Consider the following 22,476-nt stretch of genomic DNA (forward strand, 5'->3'; position numbering starts at 1 on the left):
AGATTCTTGGGATTTTCTTCCTGCTATATATTGTAAATTCTAAAATCAATTACCCCAACCAATCAAAATAACTATATTCCTAGACACTTTTATGCATTTTTGGTTACTTGAGTGTTTTGTATTAACGTGATCGTCTCAAGGGTATGATAGTAGGTAATTGAATTGATATTTTTTTGAGGGGAGCGTTCTATTGTGAAAGGGTCGAAGAAAAATTGCTGGGTTGGTACTGCTTTTATTTTATACTTATTAATTGCTCCTCCTGCGACAGGAGCGGCTTTTGGGCCAGATGAATGGCTGGAATATCGTATGAATGACAGCAATAACCCTGTTTTTAAACAGGAAGGTGTGGAACCCCTTGAGGCCACAACCTTCAAGACGGGTGATGAAATTCGTTCGACACCGGTAGTAGCTGGTAATCGTATGTTTGTTGGCAATCATAATTCTGGTGAAATGTATGCTTTTGACATCGAGACAGGCGAGCAGTTGTGGCAAAATCAGGCGCCGAACTGGATTCATTCGGAAATGATCTACCATGAAGGCACGGTGTATGTCGGTTTTGGCAATCGTTTTTTCCAGGGGAACGGGCTCCGTGGTACGGAGGAAAGCGGCGTGATGGCAGTTGATGCAGAAACAGGTGAAACAAAGTGGCAAACAAGCACTGGAGGCGAAGTCATGCCGACTCCTGTGTTTAACGATGGATTTGTTTATGCCGCAACGGGTGACAGGCAGGTGTATAAAATAGAAGCGGAGTCAGGGGATGTCGTAAAAGAGGTTGACCTTGGCCATGTTGTCAGTATGTCTTCCCCTAATTTTTATGAAGGGAAGTTATTTGTTGGGAGCGGGCATCCGCAGCCTTATACCTTTGCTTCCATTGATTTAGCCAGTGATAATTTAGCATGGCAGACGGAAATGCCGAAAGCTTTTGCCGGGCTAGATGATGTCCCGCCTGCGATTGAAGATGATATTGTCGTCACGACCTCCCTGGAGGAGCAGAAGCAATTGTCGCTTAAAGAAGTGTATGAGCAATATGGGCTGCTTGAAGCCTATAAGGAAATGGGAAAGTCACTCACTGGAGATCGGAAAGAGCACCCGGAGCATGTCATTTATGCGCTGGATACGGAGACAGGTGAAGTATTATGGAAGGAAACTCTTGGGTTTGGAGAAATGGTGAAGAACAACAAATCAGGCGCACCGATGATTTATGAAGGAACCGTATACGTGGGGAGTCCGATTACGAAGAAGTTTTATGCTTATGATTTAAAGACAGGTGAGCAGCTTTGGGACTTTCAAAATACCACAATGAAAGCTCCGCCGGTAGCGGATGAAGGAGTTGTCTACTTTACAAACGCCAAAGGCTTTGTCCATGCGCTCGATGCCGAAACAGGGGAAGAAATCGGACGTAAAAAACTCGGCGGCACCCTGGCACCATCCGGACCGATTATTATGAATGATACCTTGATCGTCGGAAGCCAGGACAGCAATGTCTACGCCTTGCCGACGAAAGAGGTCCGAAATGGATCGGATGAATTTACCGCAGACCTGGAGCCACCTGAGAAAAGCCAGTTCAGTTTTTTAACGGTAGTTTATGGGATACCGTTAGTTACATTTGTCGTATTGGTAACTATTCTTATTGTTGCAGTACGCAAAAGCAGAAAAACTAAAATCGAAAGATAAATGAAGCTGCCCCAGGTCCTCCAGATTCTGGAGGACCTGGGGCATAAATGTGAACACCCCGGAGCCCTCCAATATCTGGAGGACTCTACGGTCGGAAAGCTTCACGTCTACCCGAATGGAGCTAACGTAATTCCAGGCAAAGTTTCTATGATTGTTGATATCCGCGATATCTATGCAGACACAAGTAATGAACTGACACGCAGAATCATCCAAGAAGCAGAACGGATAGCTGATGATTTCGGTGTAAATGTCAACCATAAACAAAACCTTGAAGTAACTCCAGTGCCTATTGATGAAGAAAGAAAGCAGCTACTAAACCAGACATTGGAAAAGCATGATATTCAGCCAGTGGAAATTCCAAGTGGGGCGGGTCATGACATCCTTATTGTCGGGCATCATATTCCTGTAGCTATGTTGTTTGTGAACAGTAAAAACGGAGTCAGTCATAATCCGGAAGAATGGTCTTCTTTGAATGTATAGTGCAGGGAGTACATGTGTTAAAAACTTATATTGAATTGATTGATTAACCTTTGTTCTTACCCCAATGCATAGGTTTTAAAAATGAGCTCTAGTAGCTTAATAAGAGGGGGCTGTCCCAAAAGCCTCTTTAAAATGAAAAAACCACGAAGAAATTAATTTTCTTCGTGGTTTTTTTGTTGTGAGCTTATTTCCCCAGTGAAACAGGCGGTTCCACTCCGCCTGTTTCAGGAAGTTGTGGGCGATGGCGACCAGCCCGAACTCTATATTCACTTTATCGATGCCCCGGAGAGAAAATTTCCGGAACGACCGATTGCCTTTGATATGACCGAACACACTTTCCACCTCAACTTTTCGTCTGGCGTAGATGCGTGCTCCTTCGTCACACCAAAGGCTTTCCCTTGCTTCCTCTTTCAGTTGTTCATATGCCGAATTATAGTAAACACGCCGGTTTCCTTTTACTTTCGTGCATTTTTCTTTTAAAGGGCAGCCGGCACACTCTTCACATTCATACACCTTGAATGTTCGCGTATATCCGTACCGATCGGTACGGTGAGAATGGAATTGAAAAGGAACCTTTCGTCCATTCGGACATATGTAATAATCTCCATCTGCCTTGTACTCCCAGTTCATAACCTGACTTGGGTCTTTCTTGAACGAACGAGACTGCTCTTTCCGCATCGTGTTGTATGGAATGAGTGTATCAAAACCTTCCTTCTTTGCGTATTTGTAATTGGTTTCTCCACCATAACCTCCATCAGCGACAATTGTGTTGGGGAACGGAAGATCTGCAGCCTGCAGCTTTTGAATATGCGGTTCAAAACAACGGGTGTCCGTAGGACGCTGATGGATCGAGTAGCCGATAATAAATTGGTTTTCTGTTCCTGCCTGCACATTATAGCCGGGTTTTAACTGTCCATTCTTCATGTGATCTTCTTTCATTCGCATAAAAGTGGCATCGGTGTCTGTCTTGGAAAAACTATTGCGATCACCGAAGGTGGCTAGCTGGGTTTCATACTTTTTCAAACGAGGAAGGTAGTCCTGGCTCAACGTTTTATAGATACGTCGTTTGGCACGGAATACTGCCTTTTTTTCTTTCTTCTTTACCTTATCAGTTTCCTCTTCGACCGCCTTTTCTGCCTGCTCTACCTGTGCTTCTACCTTTTGGACCACTTTTTCTAATTGTTCCGAAGTTACTCGCCGTTCAGAAGATCCCTCTTCAGTAAGTATTTTTTCATCCAACTGAATGGCATCTTCAATATCCGCGAACGTTTGATCCAATTTTTCCTGTAGTTTCTCTTCGTAACGTTGGACGGATTTTTTCCAAACAAACGTGTACTTATTGGCGTTCGCCTCGATTTTGGTTCCATCAAGGAAGTAGTTGTCCATGGATATGTATTCTTGGTCGATCAGAAGTTTAATCAACTCCGTGAATAAGGGCTCAATGATTGCCTTCATCCGTTCTGAGCGGAACCGGTTGATGGTTCGAAAATCTGGTGTCTGTTGGCCAGCCAGCCACATCATCGGCAGATGTTCCCGAAGTGCTTTGGCGATTTCGGTGTAAGCGTATAAGATAACCTTTGTCATCATTTTGGGATGATAGGAGCTCCGACCGCCCCCTTGATATTGGGAAAGAAAGATGTCATCGTTGACCTGTTCCACCATGGCATGAATGACACGGACCACATGGTCCTCGGGAATTAAATCACTGAAGTCCATTGGTAGAACCAACTGCCCCATGTTATAATCAATGAAAGTAGCTGAAGAGTTACTCATAAAAAAATCGCCTCACTTTTCGTTTTTTGTTGGTTTGGTCGCTTACATTATAACGAATGAGGCGATTTTTTTGTATGTAAAAAAGAATATTTTTGCATTGTTGATTGGCAATTTGGGCAGGGAAACGATGAGACTCCTGCGGGAGAAGCAAGACTGACGAGGCCCCGCAGGGCGTAGTCCGAGGAGACTTGTCGTCTGCCCGCGGAAAGGGAATCGTTTCCCAGCCCCACTTTTCCGGTATCAACAATAACGAAAAAAGGCTGCCCCAATTAGTCTATTACAGACTTATGGGACAGCTCCCTCTATTCTTGAAAAAAAAGCTTTGGCAGGGGGAGCGATTGATGATTGATATAACTGTAGATGGGATTAAAAAAACCCCAAAAGGAAGTTGAAGGTTCCTTTTGGGAATAAGTAGATATCCATCTCAAGTAGCTGGGAGGTCAACTTGAATGGATGATTCGTTTATCATTATAACAGAACATACGTTCTTATTCTAGTGCTTTTAATTAAAGTGAATCTTATCTTACCCCAGGTCCTCCAAAGTCTGGAGGATCCGGGGTGAGTAAAGTTTTTTGGTTATTTTCCGCCTGTGAAGGTGACGCCTTTTATGAAGTAACGATTGAAAAAAGCGTAGATAAGCAGTGATGGGATCGTCATGACGGTAGAAGCGGCCATGATTAAGTTCCAAAAACTGATGTACTGTCCTTTAAATGTATTCAACCCCAAAGTAAGGGTAAACATTTCTTCATCAGACATGATGATCAGCGGTCGCATGAAATCATTCCACGAGGCCATAAAAATGAAGACAGCCTGAGCAGCCAGGGCTGGTTTTGCTAAGGGCATTACGATTCGGAAGAACGTCCCCAGACGGCTAAGTCCATCCATTTGTGCAGCCTCTTCCAGTTCTTTCGGGAAGTTGAGGAAGAACTGACGCATCATGAAAATGAATGTCGCATTGACCATGCCAGGTATGATCAGCCCTTGATAGGTGTTCAGCCAGCCAAACATTTTAAGAATCAGATAGCTTGGAATCAAGGTGACTTGAAAAGGAATCATCAAAACGACCAGAATTAACATAAACCAGAAGTTACGGCCGGCAAACTTAATCCGTGCTAGCGCATACCCTGCCATCGAATTAAAAATGATATTTAAAATGACCATACAGGTGGTTATAAATACACTATTGAACATCCACCGTAAGAATAACGGCTCTTTTGAAAATATTTGGATGTAGTTATTTAATGTGAAGTTTTCAGGTAAAAAGGTGATTCCTGATACGATTTCCTCTAATGGCTTGAAGGAGGAAAGAATCGCCCATAAAAATGGGATGAACGTGATGACAGCATAAGTGATGAGTACGGTATAGACAAATGGTTTGGAAAATATGCTCTTTTTCATCGTAAGTCCTCCTTAATCATGAAGCTTCTCTTCTCCGAAGAATTTCTTTTGAATGAGCGTAACGACCATGATGATAATGGCGAGTCCCACTGCTAATGCTGAAGCATATCCCATATCGAGCGATTTAAAGGCATATTGGTAAATAAGGAGAACAATCGTCAAGGTAGAATTGTTCGGTCCTCCCGAGCCGCCTGAGAAAATATAAGATTGGTCGAACAGCTGGAATGTGCCGATGAGGCCCATGACCACTACAAAGAATGTGACTGGTTTCAAAATCGGTACGGTGATATAAATGAACTTCTGCCACCAGTTTGCACCATCAATTGTTGCTGCTTCATAGACTGAATCCGATATATCCTGCATGGCTGCTAGGTAAATGACCATGAAGAATGGTGCTGTCGCCCATATGTTCATAATCATGATTGACTTCAAGGCAATGTTGGGGTCGGCTAGCCAGTTATAAGTTGGTAGACTTAAAAATTTTAGAAAGTTGTTGATCAGGCCATCCGGGTTGTACATCCACATGAAAATAATCGTCAATACCGCTGAAGATGTAACCGTAGGCAAAAAGAATATGATACGGAAGGCATTTTTCCCCCGTATATTGGAATTAAGAGCTGCAGCTAAAAGTAACGCTAATATCGTTTGGATTGGAACCACGATCAGTACATATTCCGCTGTGTTTTTAAGCGCGATAATGGCACGTTCATCATCTATGGTCCGTGTATAATTTTCTAAACCGATAAATTCATACCCGATCCCACCGAGGAGCTGAACATCATTAAATGATAAGTAAAGAGCGTATAAAATCGGGATGACGACAAAAACACCGATGGTGAAGATCGTCGGGCTCATAAATATATAGCCGGATAAGCCTTCTTTGAATGATTTAGTCATCCGTTTTTTAGTCTTATTTCCCCGGTTTATGCCTTTTGATTGCGCCTTTTTTCTATCATCCGAGTGATCCACTTTTCTTGCTGGCTCCATATTGACACCTCTTTCTTAAAGATAAAGGAGACGAAACTCGCCTCCTTATCCTTTAGTTAGCTGACCCGATTTCTTTGTTGGCAGTTTCCTGGGCTTTCTTTAAAGCTTCCTCAAGACTTTGTTCACCAAGTAATGCACTGCTGAATTGGTTATCAAAGTTATTCATGATTGTAGGCAGGTTCTTTCCAGCTTGCCATGGCTGGGCATAAGCGGAGCCTTCGATGAAAGAACCTCGTAGTGGATCATCAGCGTAACCTAGTTCTTCAGCAACAGATTGACGTGTTGGGAGAGCAAAACCTTTGCTTGTCCAGATCTCCATGCCATCTTTTCCAGTAAGGTAAGAGATGAGTTCCCAAGACGCATCTTTAACTTCAGATTCTTTGTTCATAACATACGCAACCGTAAAGGCAGCGGTCGCTTTTTCTCCATTAATGGTCGGTAGTTCCGTTGTCGTGAATTCAAGCTGTTGAAAGTTGTTTTCCAGAAATGGAATGGTCCAGTTTCCTTCAATGACCATTGCTGCTTTTCCTTGTCCAAACATATCTCCGCCCCAGTCTGTACCTACATCAGAGGGCAGACCTGCAGTTTTTTCATCGGTATACATGTCGACAACGGGCTGTAATGCTTCAATAGCATTGTCTCCAGCAAATGCAGCATTTCCTTCACTATCGGTAACCTGTCCGCCATGTGGCTGGAATTTATAAAATTGTCTTGCCAGCTCTTGGGAAATCCCAAGCCCGAATCGTTCCGGCTGACCATCTCCATCTTCATCGACGGTAAGTTTCTCTGCATACTCCTGCAGTTCTTCCCAAGTTTCTGGCGGTCCTTCTAAGCCAGCTTCTTCAAAGGCTTCTTTGTTATAAAATAAGGAAAGCGTAGAGAAGTCTTTCGGAAATCCATAGTAAGTTCCTTCGGATTTAAATGCATTTAATAATGGTTCCTGGAAATCTTCCAAATCAAAGTCATCTGTAACGTAATCATTTAGTGGTTCTAATACGCCAGTATCAATTAAGCCAGGAGCTTCGGATGCGTCAAGGTAAAATACATCTGCTGCTTCTCCACCTACCAGACGGGTTTTCATCACATCCATATATTGGTCAGATACAACTTCGTGCTTCACTTCAATATTCGGATGCTCTTCTTCAAATGCCTCCAATGTCTGTTGTAAAAGCTCTTTTTCTTCCGGAGAAGCACCCCATCCTGCGAGTTCTACGACTGTTTTGTCTCCATCGTCTCCGCTGCCACTGGAAGAATCGCTGCTGCACCCTGCTAATACACCACCCAATAACATTCCTGTGACTCCGACTGTCGCCAACATTTTGTTAATTTTCATATCCATCTATCCCTTCTGATTTTTTAGCTGAACACCGCTGAATTCGTTTCCAAAATCACTTGTAACCCGGTTGTGTTCGTGGATATTTCAATTTGATAAGATTCTTGACTTCTTTTTACACGCAATGATAAATGACCTTGACCTAATGGGAGTTTATCTAACGTTAACTCGTTCATTTCATCTAAGAAATGAGGGGCGACCACTAATTCCTTACTCTTATAGTCGGGGTTAAGTCCAAGCATCGTTCGGATGAATGTCAATGGTGTCCCGGCCGCCCAGGCTTGCGGGGAGCAGGCAACTGGATAAGGAACGGGCTTACCTTCTTCCTTGCTATAGCCGCAGAATAATTCCGGCAGGCGTTCATATTCAAAATGATGAGAAGCATCGACCAACCCTTGCATCACAACTTTTGCATGCTCGGCGCCTTTCATGCGGCCCATGCCAAGGAGAATCATGCTATTGTCATGCGGCCATACACTGCCATCGTGGTAACTGATTGGATTATAGCCGGCTTCTCCTTCGCCCATGGTGCGTATCCCATAACCTGAAAACATAGCTGGGGAAGTGAGCATGTCCATCACACGTTGCGCTCGTTCATCTTCTATCATTTCAGAGAATAAGACATGGCCAGGATTAGAAGTCACAGTGCCGACCTGGTCTTTATTTTCATCTAAAGCTATCGCATAAAATTGTTTGTCTTCCATCCAGAAAGCTGCTTCAAATTTTTCTTTTAAGTCAGTGGCTTGTGTTCTCAATTTAGCAGCATTTTCTTTTTGCCCAATAGATTCATAGAGTTCAGCAACACCAACCCGTGCCTGATAGACATATCCTTGAACTTCAGCTAAAGCTATTGGCGATTGGGCCAAGTCCCCATTCCGGTGGACGACGGAATCCGCGGAATCCTTCCAGCCCTGGTTAGCGATCCCTTTACTGGCTTCCTGGTGGTACTCGACAAACCCGTCACCATCCCTGTCGCCATACTCATCGATCCAGCTCAGGGCAGCTTTGACATTTGGAAGCAACTCTTCAAATAGCGCAATGTCTTTCGACCAGTTGACGTATTCCACAAGTAGAATCAAGAAGAGGGGGGTGGCGTCAATCGTCCCGTAATAAGGGGTGAAAGGGATCTGACCAGTGTTCGCCAATTCGCCGTAACGAATCTCGTGCATGATTTTTCCTGGTTCTTCATCACGCCAGGAATCTTTCTTCGTCCCCTGGTAATGGGCCATTGTTTTTAATGTCCCACGGGCAATTTCAGGCTGGAAAGGCAACATTTGCAGTGCTGCGATCAGGCTGTCTCTTCCGAATGGAACACCGAACCATGGCAGACCTGCGACAAAGAAGGAACCGAAGCCGACATCCGTCGAAAGTGCCTGGAGATCCTGAATCCCGCGATCAACTAGACGTTGGAGCGGTTGATGATCGGTTGTTATTTTGGTTACTGATTCGTTCCAGTTCTGGTATGTAGATTGTAGTTGTTTAAATGCCTCAGCTCTGTCTAAAACTTGTACTTTTTCATCAGCCACAGCCGGAATAATATGAAAAGTCACTTCCTGAACTTCTTCGTGAGCGAGGCTAACTGGAATTTTTATAGCTCCATCCTCAATGGCTATTGTCGTGTCGCTTTCCCAGGTTACTCGTGTATTTCTTTTTACATCATCTGCTCCAAGATAAGAAAATGTCAGGGAGTCATTTGTTTCTTTGGGCTCTAATACCTTTCCAACTTCGCCATTCTGAAAACCCCGGACGATGAACATATCTGCAAAGTCGGCATCCAGTGCAAGTTCCACGTTAAAGTTGACGGCTTTAGGGTTATAATTTCGAATGGATAAGGTTTCGTATAATACATCATTGGAGATGAAGCGGTGTCGCTTGATTTCCACGGATTCTCGCCAAAGTTCCACTTCGCCGTCTTTTTCGATATGAGGATTCGTCAGCATCATTTCGGTAGCATAGATATTATCAGCTTCTGATTTAAGCAAGATCGGGTCTTCGCCGTTGACTTTTAGGCTCATCTCACTCAGGAAGCGGGTGTCTTTTTTATACAACCCTAATCCATAGGGGTGGTTAATCGGTATATCTCCATTTTTATCCGTAAGAAAGAAAACTTCATTGTCTTTTAACACACGATAGTCCATCATCTCATCCTTCCGTCCAAAACGTTTCGGGAAAAGCTGTAAAAAATATCCGAAACGTTTCGGAATTTCATTAAAAAAATTTAGTTTATTTTTGTGGTAGTTTGTCTGACTTTCAATTCATTATCTATGATTTTTACCCTGTTTGTTTCGGTACCCTGGAGAATCCCAACCAGCAAATCAGCAGCTGTAAAGCCCATTCGGAATGTATCCTGAGCGATAGTGGTAAGGGCGGGGCTGACGTAAGCTGCGAGCGTGATATCATCATAACCAACTAATGATAAGTCATCTGGAATCTTTCTGTTCAGCTGCCTGGCTGCTCGCATAACTCCTAAAGCCATCAAGTCACTGGCACTCACAATAGCAGTAATTTCAGGGAAAGCGGTCAATAGTTCGAGTGTGACTTGTTCTGCTTTTAATTCTGTATATTCGCCATTTACGATCCATTCTTTCCTGATGGGCAGGTTGCGCTTTTGCATCCCAAGTTCAAATCCTCTTAGCCGCTCCTGGCTGACAAATGCCTGGTCGTGTCCGTTGACCATAGCAATGTTGGTATGGCCTAATCCTGATAAGTGCTGGACCGCTCGGAATGTTCCATCCACATTATCTGTCGTGACATAACCGGTGGTTTCATTTTCCAATGGTACATCAATCAATACACAAGGAATGTCGCTTTCAAAGATTTCAATTAAATAAGGATCGTCTTTCTTGATTCCCTGTACGATCACACCGTCTACACGACGCTCACGACAAAGCTGGGTGTACGTTTTTTCTTTTTGCTTGGATGAATTCGTATTAAAAAGGACTAAATCATAATCCATCTCTCCACAATACTCATTGATTCCCGTCAGCACGTCGAAGACAATATTGTCTTTGGACCCTTCGCGGGATAACCCAGAGACGAGCAATCCTATGGTTTTTGTTTTTTTCATAACAAGACTACGGGCTAAAGCATTGGGACTGTATTCAATTTCTTTTGCAATTTGTTCAATTTTTTGCCTGGTTTTTGCATTGACGTCGGAGTAACCATTCAATGCCCGTGAGACAGTTGTAACCGATACTCCTGCTAGCTTTGCGATATCTTTGATTGTTGCCATAGTAGTCTCCTAGCTTTTCCAAAACGTTTTGGATAATTGATTTGACTCAAAGTATACACATAATGAAAGCGTTTTACAAGGTGTTGTCAGAATTTTTTCAAATACAGTACCCCAGGTCCTCCAGATTCTGGAGGACCTGAGGTGTTTTGGTTTAGAAATCTATTAGATTTGGTTGCTGTTCTATTAAGGTTGTTGTAAAATTATACTATGAATGCAAGCGCTTGCATAACAATCTAAAATACCTAGGATTAAAGTTATTCTTTTTATTTAACCTTTTGCGCAATCGTTTGCGCAACTTGTTGCTCACTATGTAAAGGAGAAAGGAGGCATAAAAGCGGGCGTTTCTACTAATCTATTCAGGGAGGAAACTATTACATGAGAAGAAATACACAGCGTAACTTCTCCATTTTTATGATTTTGATCATGCTGTTGAGCTTATGGTCACCAATTGCACCGGTTCAACAGGTACACGCGGAAGATTCTTCACAGGCGAATGCGACAGAGGAAAAAATAGTTCAATTTAATTACATTCGAGAAGATCAGATATTTGGAAAGTGGAATATATGGGTTTGGAACACTGGCGAACAAGACGACCAGATTAATTTTGACTCCTATGAAGGCAATACTGCTACAGCCAATATTGCTGTGGCACCGGAAACAAAAGAGTTCGGTTTTGTCCTGCGCAGTAATGAAGACTGGGATACCGCGGAAAAAGAATTTGGCGACCGCTTCATCCAGGTAAGCCAAAACGACACCATCACCAAGGCATACATAACGAGCGGTGTCGAGGAAGTCAGGATTGTGCCGGATGGATCCGCTCCGGTCATTGATAATGGCGACGCGACTTTCTTTTACCGTGATAAAGAGTTGTTCGCTGCTGACGCCATGGACACTATCGATAAAGTAGAGTTGCAATTTAACGGTGAAACAAAGGAAATGACATATGAACCGGAGAATGAACGGTTTGTCTATATGTACAATGACATCCTTAATGGCGAGCACGAATATACGTATCTTGTTACAAAAGATGGGGAAACCACTGAGGTGACGGACCCTTATAACACGGTAGACGGCGTTTCTACCATCAGTTTTGAAAAAGCTGACCTGAGTGTGGGTGGAACCGTTGAACCGTTAGCTATCGACTATAATCAAAATGCTGTGCTGTCGGTAGATGTACAGGGAGAAGCGGAAATCTCCCAAATGTTTGCGGATATTTCTGCTTTAGGCGGGTCCAGCAAGCTTGAAATCGACCCCGACTTACAGGAAGTGACGATAGCGGTAGATAATGATGTGACCGCCGGAACGAAAACTATCCCACTTACTGTTGTTGATTCATTTGGCAATTCCCATGAAGGCACAGCGGAAGTGGAAGTGAAAACGCGCCAGTCTGTCGGCGAAGCTGATTTTGACTGGGACGAGTCGATCATTTACTTTATGCTGACCGACCGTTTCTTTGATGGTGATGACACCAATAACGATCCTTATGGTATTGGATATGACACAGAAAAACGTGGCACGTACCAGGGTGGAGATTTTGAAGGGATCACGGAGAAACTGGATTACCTCGACAACCTTGGGGTGAACACGATCTGGATCAGCCCGATTGTTGAAAATATCAAATATGATGTCCGGTATAACGAAGATGGCGACCAGCCTTATTATGGTTACCACGGCTACTGGGCGAACAATTTTGGTGAACTGAACCCTCATTTTGGCACGATGGAGGAGTTCCACAACCTGATTGATGAAGCCCATGCCCGCGATATGAAAATCATGGTCGATGTCGTGCTGAATCATGCCGGTTATGGCTTGAAAGAAGTTGATGGGAACGTTCCTGAAGCAGAACAGCCAGAAGGTTATCCAACCGACGAGGATCGCAGTCGCTTCAGTGATCTTGTCCGTCAAGGCACCGATGTAGGAACTGATGAAGTTGTCGGTGAACTGGCCGGACTTCCTGATTTTATTACCGAAGATCCGGACGTGCGCCAGCAAATTATCGACTGGCAGACTAGCTGGATCGATGCGGCTACAACTGATGAAGGTAACACAATTGACTACTTCCGCGTCGATACCGTGAAGCATGTGGAAGATACGACGTGGATGGCATTCAAGAATGCGATCACAGAAAAAATGCCGGAGCACAAGCTGATCGGAGAAGCTTGGGGAGCGAGTGCCAATGATGATTATGGCTATCTCGAAACGGGCATGATGGACTCCCTTCTTGATTTTGGTTTTAAAGGAATAGCCCATGAGTTTGTCAATGGAAGCTTGCAAGCAGCCGATGAAAAACTGGCGGACCGTAACGCTGAAATCGACAACACAGCGACACTAGGACAGTTTTTAGGCAGCCATGATGAAGATGGATTCCTGCATTCCCTTGATGGAGACGAAGGAAAGCTGAAAGTTGCGGCTTCTTTGCAGGCGACAGCAAAAGGGCAGCCGGTCATTTACTATGGGGAAGAGCTTGGCCAGTCGGGAGCCAACAACTATCCAGAGTATGATAATCGCTACGATTTTGCCTGGGATCAGGTAGAAGGTAATGATATTTTCGATCACTATTCGAAAATATTGAACTTCCGTGGTGAGCAGTCCGAAGTTTTTGCAAAAGGGGAAAGAAGCTTTGTCGGCGGCTCTGATAATGAAGAATTCTTATTATTTGAGCGTGCTTATGAAGACGACTCCGTTTATGTCGGACTGAATGTTGCTGAGGAAGCGAAAGAAGTGACGGTGGAGCTGGAAGGTGGCACGGCTGTGACCGACCATTATTCCGGTGAAGTATATGAAGCATCAGAGGCAGGACAGGCTACCGTTACCATTCCTGGAAAAGCTGACGGCGGGACGGCGTTGTTGACCGTTGACAGTGGAGCGATTATAGGAGTTGGAAATAGTGACGGCGATGATGGTACGGAAGTCGAACCTGTACCGGAAGACTCCATCCGCATTCACTACAAGCGAGACGATGGTAACTATGAAAACTATGGCTTATGGCTATGGAATGATGTTGCTGACCCTTCTGGCAACTGGCCGACTGGCGCAACCATGTTCGACGGGTTCGATGACTATGGTGCCTATGTTGATGTTGAGCTAGCGGAAGGTGCGAAGAATATCGGATTCCTGGTTATGGATGTAACTAAGGGTGATGATGGTAAAGATGGTGGTGACAAAGGTTATACGATCACCAATCCAGACATCAACGAAATTTATATCAAACAAGGGTCCGATGAAGTGTACACATATGAGCCTGTCGATTTACCGGAAAATACCGTACGAATTCATTATGACCGTGATAACGATGACTATGAAAACTTCGGTCTTTGGAAGTGGGGCGATGTAGCAAACCCTTCCGTGAATTGGCCAGTGGATGCAGCATCTTTTGATGGTATCGGTTCGTATGGTGCTTATGTTGATATTGAGCTGAAGGATAATGCGAAGGAAATTGGCATGATCACGCTTGATACTACAGATGGCACTAAAGATGGCGGCGATAAGACGTTCAACCTGTTGGATCGTTATGATCAGCTGTTCCTCAGACAGGGAGATGACAATGTATATGTATCTCCATACTGGGAGCTGGCGACTGGACTCACATCAGCCGAAGTAATTAATGAAAATACTATTCAGTTGAGTTTCACGATGACCGATGGACTTTCTCCAGAAGACTTGCTGGCTGAATTGGTCATCAAAGATGCTGATGGTAATGAGGTAACAGCTGAAAGTGCTGAAATCACTGGAGATAAGACAGTAGAAGTGACGGCAGCTTTCGATTTAGAAAAACTTCCACTAACGGTGGAGTATGGGGACAGGTCGGTTACCGCTAACAGCGGCTGGCGGATGATCGACGAACTGTATGCTTACGATGGCGACGATCTTGGCGCCACATATAAGGATGGCAATGCTGTTTTGAAACTATGGGCTCCAAAAGCAAGCAACGTTGTGGCGAAGTTTTTTGATAAAGAAGATGCCTCCACAGAAATCGGACGTGTTGACCTGACGAAAGAAGAAGGCGTCTGGTCGAAGGAAATCACTGCTGGGGAGCTGGGAGTAGACGACCTGGCAGGATACTACTACCAGTACGAAGTGACCAACGATGGTGTAACGAAAAATGTACTGGATCCATATGCCAAATCAATGGCAGCCTTCACTGTTGATACCGAAGGCAACCCTGGTCCAGACGGTGACGATGTCGGAAAAGCAGCAATTGTTGACCTGGAAGGTACCGATCCAGAAGGATTCAGCCATGCAGACATCGATGGCTATGAAAAACGGGAAGATGCAGTCATTTATGAAGTGCATGTTCGTGACTTCACATCGGACCCATCGATTGAGGGCGACTTGAACGCAAGATGGGGTTCCTATCAGGCGTTCATCGACAAACTTGATTACATCAAGTCCATGGGTGTCACCCACGTACAACTTTTGCCAATTATGGCGTGGTACTATGGCGATGAAACGAACATGAATGAGCGCGAACTGGAGTACTCTGCTGCAGGTAACTCGTACAACTGGGGTTATGACCCGCACAGTTACTTCTCACCGGACGGAGCGTATTCTGAGGATGCTGCCGACCCTGAACTGCGCGTGAAAGAAACGAAAGAACTGATCGATGCTATTCATGACGCTGGCATGGGTGTGGTGCTTGATGTGGTTTACACGCATACAGCTAAAACCAGCACATTGAATGACATCGTTCCTGATTACTATGCATTCCAGGATGACCAGGGCAACTTCCTTGGCGGCTTTGGCAACAACCTTGCAACCAATCACACCATGGCTGAAAAGCTGATGGTCGATTCCGTGAAATACTGGTTCGAGGAATACAAAATTGACGGCATGCGTTTTGATATGATGGGTGATGCCACTTACCCGGCGGTCCAGAATGCCTATGACGCAGCTGCTGAAATAAACCCGGACGCCTTGTTTATCGGGGAAGGCTGGCGGACATTTGCCGGCCATATTGCAGATCCATCTCTTGAAGGCATGGGTGCCGATCAGGAGTGGATGGATAAAACCGATGATGTCGGCGTGTTCTCCGATGAAATGCGTAACGAACTGAAATCCGGTTTCGGTTCAGAAGGCGAGCCGCGCTTCCTTACCGATGGTGCGCGGGATATCGATACGATTTTTAACAATATCAAAGGTCAGCCGTCCAATACAGCGCAGGATGATCCAGGCGACATGGTCCAGTATATCGCGGCGCACGACAACCTGCCGTTATATGATGTCATCGCCCAGTCGATCAAAAAAGATCCTGCGGTACCGGAAAATGACTTAGAAATTCACAAGCGTGTCCGACTTGGAAACGCAATGATTTTGACATCACAGGGCACAGCATTCCTTCATGCCGGCCAGGAGTTTGGCCGCACGAAACAGTGGCATGGTGAGGGAGTACCGGAACAGAAATATCATGAGCTGGAAGGTGAAAGTGGCGAATCATTTGGATACTTCATTCATGACTCCTATGACTCTTCCGATGCCATCAATATGTTTGACTGGGAAAAAGCAACCAAAGAAGAGGAATATGCCGTGAATTATGTGACTGGGGAATTTACCAAAGGCATGATCGAACTGCGGAAATCTACCAATGCTTTCCGCTTAGGCGATCAGGCGCTCGTCGATGAGAATGTCTCGTTGCTGAATTTTCCTGAAATACAGGAAAACGATTTATTGATCGGCTATGAATCTGTTTCAACTGATGATACAGGTAACTACTATGTATTCGTCAATGCCGATGGTGAAGCACGCAGCCTGACACTTGGAGACTACAACTTCCGAGGAGGTCAAGTGCTTGTAGATAGTGACGAAGCAGGAGCTGATTCCGTTGATGAGCAGTCCGGCTTTGAATTGACTGAGGAAACACTGACGATCGATCCGTTGACTACGGTGGTGATCAAGCTTGATGAACGTAAAGCAGATGAAGAGCCTACTGTTAGTGAGAAGGTTCAATTTGCAGCTGAAGATTTCTTAGCTGGAGAGGTAACTGCAGAAGACGCAGCTGATAGCTTAGTCGGTATAGCTTCTGCAGGGGAACTGTCTCCAGCAGAAATCAAAGAGCTTATTTTGAAAGTAGCTTTGGAAGAGGACAATGGAGAAGTGGTGATTAATAGCTTCTCCACTGATACTAAGCAAGAGGAAAAGCGCATTAGCAAGAAACGAGCAATCGAAACTGCCGGTGAGCAGATTGAGCGCAGCTTAGAAAAGATGATGGAAGGTAAAAAGAACTCAGAAAAGATAGCATCTAAACAGGTGAAAGAAGCATTAGAAAAGATAAAAGAACTCAAATAAATGTAACGCACCCCGGAGCACTCCAAAAACTGGAGGACCCGGGGTGTTTTCGTTTCTACCCCAGGTCCTCCAGATAATGGTAATGTTATTTTTTTGCGGCGTTTTCGCCGAGGATCAGGTAGCTGAGTTCCTCGTTTGAAAGGTTATTGAATACTTGTCTATTTGCTAAATAGAATATACCGCCTAATGCAATCCAGATAATCAAGGCTATTCTGGATTCGATACCTAAATAAGCAGGTGAGAACGGTAATAGCAATAGCAGCATGAACACGATACTTGCGATCATACCCAACAAAGCGATGAACTTTTTCGTTGGGTTGGTTGTGATATTGGCATTTGCGACTTTCGTACCGGTATTCCACTTATAGAACGTATAAGCTGTATAACTGGTATAGAAATAAGCGATAGATACACCAATCGATGACATATCTACGACCCACAGCAATACTTCACGCCCGAACCAAGGCGCAAGGGAAGCGATGATGGCCGTGAAAATGATGCCAACATACGGTGTGCCAGACTTCGGATGAAGCTTAGAAAAAGCTGGCGGCAGTATTTTTGCCCGGGACATTGCAAACAACAGGCGGCTGGAAGAAATGGTAAAACCATTTAATCCTGTGAATATCCCCATGCTGAGTGCCAGTACTAATAAGGAGAGACCTGTAGTCCCGAGTAAGTCGCTGATCGCTGCCCCGGTTCCCCAAATATATCCTGCTTCTACCATTTGCTCCCATGGATTAGCCATGGCAGTTGCAATAGTCATCATACTGTATAAAACTAAGGCGAATACGATCGCTAAAATAATCAAACTGAACGCTTTTTTAGAAGAAAAATTGAATTCTTCTGCTGCCTGAGGAATGTTATCAAAACCTACATATGCCCATGGTGCAATTGCTACGATTGATAGAATCGCAGCTAAGGTAGATATCTCAGGCTTGAATAAAGGCTGAACGTTTTCGAAACTTCCTTGTGGTGTGCCGCCCACAAGGGTGGTAAGAATAAAGACACCGCCAAGCATAATCAAACAGAAAATAAATTGCATTTTTCCAGATAAACCGCTGCCTTTGATATTTAAGTAAGTGAAAAAAGCTAATGCGACAGTGGCAACAAGAATTTCAACTAAGTATACGTCCCATCCGGCAATCGAATAAAGCTTTAAATTCATGGTGAAATCCGGAAAGACAAACTTGAACATCAGAGCAAATGCTGACGCGTTCAGTGCAACGATACAAATATACCCGAGTGTTAAAAACCAGCCGCAAATAAATGCGTGTGTTTTCCCCATACTGATAAAAGAATAAGCGAACTCTCCGCCGGAAACAGGGAATTTTTCAATGAGAAAACCATAACTGACCGCAATCAGCCCCATCAGGATGGCTCCAATTGCAAAACCGATGATGACACCTAACGGGCCGGCTTTCCCCATCCATTCTACCGGCAGGACAAATGCTCCCCATCCGATGGATGATCCTAAAGCAATTGCCCACACCCAATGGGGCTTTAACGTTTTATCCAGAGTTTTTCTACTCATAGTTACCTCCTAGTTTTGGAATGGATTCTTTCTAAATCATTAATCCCTTATCTTTTCCCATCTTTCATATAAAGCAACCCAGTTATAGTATTTCTGATAAACAAACTTTTTAAGGGGGCTTTTGTATGTTCTGCATAATTTCCCCTTAATATTTTTAATGGGGGATATTCCATAATAAGGAACTTCCGAAAAGTAGTAATATTATTACCAAACCTGTATATAGATTGTAACTAAGCTGAAATTGCTTCTCTTTTAACGCAAGGTTAAGCTGAATACATAGCAATAAGGAGGAATTCTATCATGCAACGATTAATGTGCAAAGGTAAAATACACCGGGCAACAGTTACAGAAGCGGAATTAGATTATGTTGGGAGCATTACGATTGATAGTAAATTGATGAAAGAAGCTGACATCAAACCTTATGAAATGGTACAAGTTACAAGTCTGAAAAATGCGACAAGGTGGAAAACCTATACTATTCCTGCTCAAGAAGGCTCAGGAAGGATCTGCCTGAATGGACCCCCAGCCCATTTGTTTTCTCCGGGGGATATCGTCATTATTCTGAGTCTTGCTCAAATGACAGATGAAGAAATTGAAACGCTTCGGCCAAGAGTCGTATTTGTAGATGAACAGAATGAAGTCACTTCCGTAGAATCACATGATTTACATTGGCCGGAAGGTGTAAAGCAGTAATCTAACCATAAAGGTCCAGTTGGTTGATACCAGCTGGATTTTCTTGTGGGCATATATAGGGGCAAGAGAGTGCCGGTTTCATCCCAGGTCCTCCTTGGAACGTAACCTTTCCATGTCTATTTATGTTGTGCTTTGGTTAGGCTTGGTGCTAGAGAGGGTGATGGGGATGTATGTGGATTATCAGATGCTGTTCGGCGTTGACAAGCAGATGCATTTTGTCGCTTACAGCGCTGTCTCATTATTAGTTGGGTTGATGGTTGTGCTAATTTCGGAAAGGCATGTGTGGAAGAGGAATCTTTCTTATGCATGGATGGCCCTTGTAGCTTTCGGCACATTGGAAGAGTATCGGCAATATTTCGTGCCGAATCGAAGTGCAGAGTTTTTAGATGCGATTGCCAATTTGGTAGGAGTAAGTGCGGGATTGGCTGTTCCGCTGGCGATATTTTATGTGATGCAGAAGAGGAGTCACATAAAGCTGTTTGTTATCTCTTATATAGTCTTGATACCGTTGTTACTTGGGCTGCTTTATTTAAATGAACGGCCATTTGTCACGTTCGATGCCCCTGTCCAGGAGCGGATGGAGCGGTTTGTAGCTTTTATCGGTTTTGAATAATGCCGCAGCAATTCTGTTTACTTGCTGGGGTATTTTTTGCGCTTTAGAGAACTTTAACTTTGTTAAAGTATTAAAGTATAATAAATACTTAGGCTTTCACCATAAATACTGGGCGATAAGCCAAGTATTTTTAATATGATTAAGTTTGGAATTCAACGTATGGAGATGGTCATCATCGTTATTATCTATTTTTTAATTGGTTTTATATCATCTTTGGTCGGGGCGATGGCCGGCCTTGGTGGCGGCGTTATCATTAAACCAGTGCTCGATTTTGCCGGACATTATGACCTTGCTACTATCGGTGTACTTTCGGCAGCGACCGTTTTTGCTATGTCCAGTGTTTCCTTAATAAAATCAGGAAATCTTGAGGTGAGCGTCAATGTGAAAGTGAGCTCATTGATAGCTATTGGTTCGATTGTCGGCGGTTTAATTGGTAAATGGGTATTCAATTACTTTGTCGTCAGTCTGGATTTGGACAATATTATCGGCGTCGTACAATCAATCTTACTGGCGCTTATTTTAATGCTTATCCTCATTTATTTTAGATGGAGCCATTTTTTCAAAAGTTATGTGCTAAAAAACTCTCTGGCAATCCTGCTTGCTGGCCTGGGGCTTGGATTTCTCTCTGCTTTTCTTGGAATCGGCGGCGGACCGTTGAATGTTGCGGTTTTGGCTTTATTATTTTCGATGAATGGGAAAGAAGCGGTCATCAACTCGACCTTTATCATCTTTTTCTCTCAGCTCTCCGCTTTGTTTTTAGTGGCATTTACATCGGGCTATACGGATTTGGATCTTTCTATGCTTGGCTATATGATCGCTGGCGGTGTTATAGGCGGTTTTATCGGCAGCAGCCTTTTATATAGAATATCTGAAAAAGTGGTGTCAATCGTATTCACGGTCACCGTCTTTATTGTCATGGTGATCAATATTTATAATGTGTTTCAGTATTTGTAAAAAAATCGTCTTTTTTGGAGGCGTTTCTTTTTTTACATGACTATTTTATGTATGGGAAATCGGTTAAAATTCACATAATAGAAGTATTCGGAGGGAGGCGTGGCATGGCTAGGAAAATAGCGGTAATGATTTTACATGGTGCGGGAACGCCGAGCGATAATTTCGCGGAGGAGATTATTCAACATATTCATAAACGTTTTCAGAAAAAAGCGGGAGAAGATGCCCTGATTTTTGAACCGGTACTATGGTCTAAAGTTTTCGCATCCGAACAGGAGCTGCTATGGGAACGGGTGCACGCGGATGCTGATCTTGATTACCAGAGGCTGCGGCGATTCACGGTAGAGTTTTTAGCCGATGCAATTGCTTATCAGCCGTCATCTATCGAGGACAATAATTATGATAAAGTACACGAGCTGCTCGCAGGGGCTTTAAGCAACTTAGAAGAAAAAGCCGGGCCTGAAGCGCCGCTCTGTGTTATCAGCCACAGCCTTGGTTCAGTAATCGCAAGCAATTATCTGTATGATCTGCAACGGAAACAGTCGAATATCGGCACACGAACTTGGCGGAGGATTAAAAATACACCATTGGAAAATGGGGAGACATTATCCAATTTTTATACGATGGGCAGCCCGCTGGCTTTATGGTCACTCAGGTTCAGTGAGTTCGGCTTGCCGATTCAGGTACCCGCTCCTAATTTGCCACGTCATCATGGGGCGGTTGAGGGAGAATGGCTGAACTTTTACGATAAAGACGACATTCTTTCCTACCCATTGAGAGGTTTGAATAAAAATTATAGCGAAGTGGTCACTGAAGATGTAGCGGTTAATGTCGGTGGACTTCTGAGAAGCTGGAATCCCTTCTCCCACAGCCAGTATGACAAGGACAACGAAGTAATTGATCGGATGGTAGACGGGCTCGTGCGCACATGGGAAAACATGAATAATTGATATCCTGAACACCCCGGGTCGGTCCTCCAGATTTTGGAGGGCTCCGGGGTGTCGTTGGTTATACCCCCCTGCGTACTCCGGTAAATGGAATTTGTTAGAGGAGGGGGAAATGGGGGAATATAGATGGTAAATGAATAACAGGAGGATTATGCCGATGAAAAAAATCCATGCTTATTTTCAAAATGAAGATCAGGCGGAAGGCGTACGAGCGAAGTTGCAGGCATTACGGGCAGACAACATCCTGGTAGAGGAAATGCCGGAAGACAACCATGAAATGATTGGGATGTTGAAGAGTGTATTCAGTCCAAGAGAAGATGGGGACAAGTATCCGATGCAGGTGCTGACAGCTGATATTGCCGAAGAGGATTACGATCGAGTGGTCGCTATTGTGCATGATAATCATGGACATATTGAGAAATAAAAAGGAAGCGAGCGGACGGTGATCTGCTCGCTTTTTTGTGTGTGCCCGGCATGTGCGCACGCTTTAGGGTTCAAGTCCCGAGCGGTGAAGGTCATTGTAACCGTTAGCTGAAGGCAAGGGTGTCTGGGACGACCTGGAATCTGAAGGAAGCTGGAGGC

The 22,476-nt window shown here is 44.2% G+C and carries 15 protein-coding genes; 8 read left to right on the forward strand and 7 right to left on the reverse strand.

Going from position 1 to position 22,476, the window contains the following annotated elements:
* The first annotated feature begins 192 nt into the window (after positions 1 to 192).
* Both ACGTNI_RS08685 and ACGTNI_RS08690 read left to right on the forward strand, forming a co-directional pair.
* Entirely contained in the window at positions 193 to 1,674 is a 1,482-nt protein-coding gene (locus ACGTNI_RS08685; protein ID WP_394461624.1) for an outer membrane protein assembly factor BamB family protein, read from the forward strand.
* Positions 1,675 to 2,154, forward strand: a complete 480-nt coding sequence (locus tag ACGTNI_RS08690; protein WP_394461626.1) for a zinc-binding metallopeptidase family protein — start codon at positions 1,675 to 1,677, stop codon at positions 2,152 to 2,154.
* Between the two features lie 96 nt (positions 2,155 to 2,250).
* On the opposite strand, the gene ACGTNI_RS08695 is transcribed toward ACGTNI_RS08690, so the two are convergent.
* The 6 genes from ACGTNI_RS08695 to ACGTNI_RS08720 all read right to left on the reverse strand — a co-directional run bounded on the left by ACGTNI_RS08695 (position 2,251) and on the right by ACGTNI_RS08720 (position 10,877).
* A complete protein-coding gene (locus ACGTNI_RS08695) occupies positions 2,251 to 3,927 on the reverse strand; it encodes an IS1182 family transposase (protein WP_444875586.1) in 1,677 nt (558 codons plus the stop codon).
* Between the two features lie 576 nt (positions 3,928 to 4,503).
* Complete coding sequence (locus ACGTNI_RS08700; protein ID WP_394461628.1) at positions 4,504 to 5,325, reverse strand: carbohydrate ABC transporter permease; 822 nt, start codon at positions 5,323 to 5,325, stop codon at positions 4,504 to 4,506.
* A 12-nt stretch (positions 5,326 to 5,337) separates the two neighbouring features.
* Positions 5,338 to 6,222 carry a carbohydrate ABC transporter permease gene (locus ACGTNI_RS08705; protein ID WP_394461655.1) on the reverse strand — a complete coding sequence of 295 codons (885 nt, stop codon included), beginning with the start codon at positions 6,220 to 6,222 and terminating at the stop codon, positions 5,338 to 5,340.
* Between the two features lie 142 nt (positions 6,223 to 6,364).
* Positions 6,365 to 7,645, reverse strand: coding sequence for an ABC transporter substrate-binding protein (locus ACGTNI_RS08710; protein WP_394461630.1), 1,281 nt, complete (start codon positions 7,643 to 7,645; stop codon positions 6,365 to 6,367).
* Between the two features lie 23 nt (positions 7,646 to 7,668).
* Positions 7,669 to 9,783, reverse strand: coding sequence for an amylo-alpha-1,6-glucosidase (locus ACGTNI_RS08715; RefSeq protein WP_394461632.1), 2,115 nt, complete (start codon positions 9,781 to 9,783; stop codon positions 7,669 to 7,671).
* 80 nt (positions 9,784 to 9,863) lie between these two features.
* Positions 9,864 to 10,877, reverse strand: coding sequence for a LacI family DNA-binding transcriptional regulator (locus ACGTNI_RS08720; protein WP_394461634.1), 1,014 nt, complete (start codon positions 10,875 to 10,877; stop codon positions 9,864 to 9,866).
* Positions 10,878 to 11,252: 375 nt separating this feature from the next.
* Between ACGTNI_RS08720 and ACGTNI_RS08725 the strand changes: the two genes are divergently transcribed.
* Positions 11,253 to 17,159 carry a pullulanase gene (locus ACGTNI_RS08725; protein WP_394461636.1) on the forward strand — a complete coding sequence of 1,969 codons (5,907 nt, stop codon included), beginning with the start codon at positions 11,253 to 11,255 and terminating at the stop codon, positions 17,157 to 17,159.
* Positions 17,160 to 17,244: 85 nt separating this feature from the next.
* On the opposite strand, the gene ACGTNI_RS08730 is transcribed toward ACGTNI_RS08725, so the two are convergent.
* Positions 17,245 to 18,690: an APC family permease gene (locus ACGTNI_RS08730; protein ID WP_394461638.1), complete on the reverse strand. Its 1,446-nt coding sequence runs from the start codon at positions 18,688 to 18,690 to the stop codon at positions 17,245 to 17,247.
* Positions 18,691 to 18,990: 300 nt separating this feature from the next.
* Between ACGTNI_RS08730 and panD the strand changes: the two genes are divergently transcribed.
* From panD to ACGTNI_RS08755, 5 genes are all read left to right on the forward strand, one after another.
* The gene (gene panD, locus ACGTNI_RS08735; RefSeq protein WP_394461640.1) at positions 18,991 to 19,383 is read left to right on the forward strand and encodes an aspartate 1-decarboxylase; all 393 of its coding nucleotides are present in this window, start codon (positions 18,991 to 18,993) and stop codon (positions 19,381 to 19,383) included.
* Positions 19,384 to 19,549: 166 nt separating this feature from the next.
* Positions 19,550 to 19,996: a VanZ family protein gene (locus tag ACGTNI_RS08740; protein ID WP_507232738.1), complete on the forward strand. Its 447-nt coding sequence runs from the start codon at positions 19,550 to 19,552 to the stop codon at positions 19,994 to 19,996.
* Positions 19,997 to 20,131: 135 nt separating this feature from the next.
* Complete coding sequence (locus tag ACGTNI_RS08745) at positions 20,132 to 20,950, forward strand: sulfite exporter TauE/SafE family protein (RefSeq protein ID WP_394461642.1); 819 nt, start codon at positions 20,132 to 20,134, stop codon at positions 20,948 to 20,950.
* A gap of 104 nt (positions 20,951 to 21,054) precedes the next feature.
* Complete coding sequence (locus tag ACGTNI_RS08750) at positions 21,055 to 21,897, forward strand: chemotaxis protein (RefSeq protein ID WP_394461644.1); 843 nt, start codon at positions 21,055 to 21,057, stop codon at positions 21,895 to 21,897.
* A 154-nt stretch (positions 21,898 to 22,051) separates the two neighbouring features.
* Positions 22,052 to 22,318 carry a hypothetical protein gene (locus tag ACGTNI_RS08755; protein ID WP_394461647.1) on the forward strand — a complete coding sequence of 89 codons (267 nt, stop codon included), beginning with the start codon at positions 22,052 to 22,054 and terminating at the stop codon, positions 22,316 to 22,318.
* The last annotated feature ends 158 nt before the right edge of the window (positions 22,319 to 22,476 follow it).

The organism is Thalassobacillus sp. B23F22_16, assembly GCF_043496955.1.
Lineage (GTDB): Bacteria > Bacillota > Bacilli > Bacillales > Halobacillaceae > Thalassobacillus > Thalassobacillus devorans_A.

Excerpts from the sequence above, each read along its gene's own strand:
- ACGTNI_RS08690 (WP_394461626.1), top strand. The coding sequence starts at position 1,675 with ATGAAGCTGCCCCAGGTCCTCCAGATTCTGGAGGACCTGGGGCATAAA.
- ACGTNI_RS08695 (WP_444875586.1), bottom strand. The coding sequence starts at position 3,927 with ATGAGTAACTCTTCAGCTACTTTCATTGATTATAACATGGGGCAGTTG.
- ACGTNI_RS08700 (WP_394461628.1), bottom strand. The coding sequence starts at position 5,325 with ATGAAAAAGAGCATATTTTCCAAACCATTTGTCTATACCGTACTCATC.
- ACGTNI_RS08705 (WP_394461655.1), bottom strand. The coding sequence starts at position 6,222 with ATGACTAAATCATTCAAAGAAGGCTTATCCGGCTATATATTTATGAGC.
- ACGTNI_RS08710 (WP_394461630.1), bottom strand. The coding sequence starts at position 7,645 with ATGAAAATTAACAAAATGTTGGCGACAGTCGGAGTCACAGGAATGTTA.
- ACGTNI_RS08715 (WP_394461632.1), bottom strand. The coding sequence starts at position 9,783 with ATGGACTATCGTGTGTTAAAAGACAATGAAGTTTTCTTTCTTACGGAT.
- ACGTNI_RS08720 (WP_394461634.1), bottom strand. The coding sequence starts at position 10,877 with ATGGCAACAATCAAAGATATCGCAAAGCTAGCAGGAGTATCGGTTACA.
- ACGTNI_RS08725 (WP_394461636.1), top strand. The coding sequence starts at position 11,253 with ATGAGAAGAAATACACAGCGTAACTTCTCCATTTTTATGATTTTGATC.
- ACGTNI_RS08730 (WP_394461638.1), bottom strand. The coding sequence starts at position 18,690 with ATGAGTAGAAAAACTCTGGATAAAACGTTAAAGCCCCATTGGGTGTGG.
- panD (WP_394461640.1), top strand. The coding sequence starts at position 18,991 with ATGCAACGATTAATGTGCAAAGGTAAAATACACCGGGCAACAGTTACA.
- ACGTNI_RS08740 (WP_507232738.1), top strand. The coding sequence starts at position 19,550 with ATGTATGTGGATTATCAGATGCTGTTCGGCGTTGACAAGCAGATGCAT.
- ACGTNI_RS08745 (WP_394461642.1), top strand. The coding sequence starts at position 20,132 with ATGATTAAGTTTGGAATTCAACGTATGGAGATGGTCATCATCGTTATT.
- ACGTNI_RS08750 (WP_394461644.1), top strand. The coding sequence starts at position 21,055 with ATGGCTAGGAAAATAGCGGTAATGATTTTACATGGTGCGGGAACGCCG.
- ACGTNI_RS08755 (WP_394461647.1), top strand. The coding sequence starts at position 22,052 with ATGAAAAAAATCCATGCTTATTTTCAAAATGAAGATCAGGCGGAAGGC.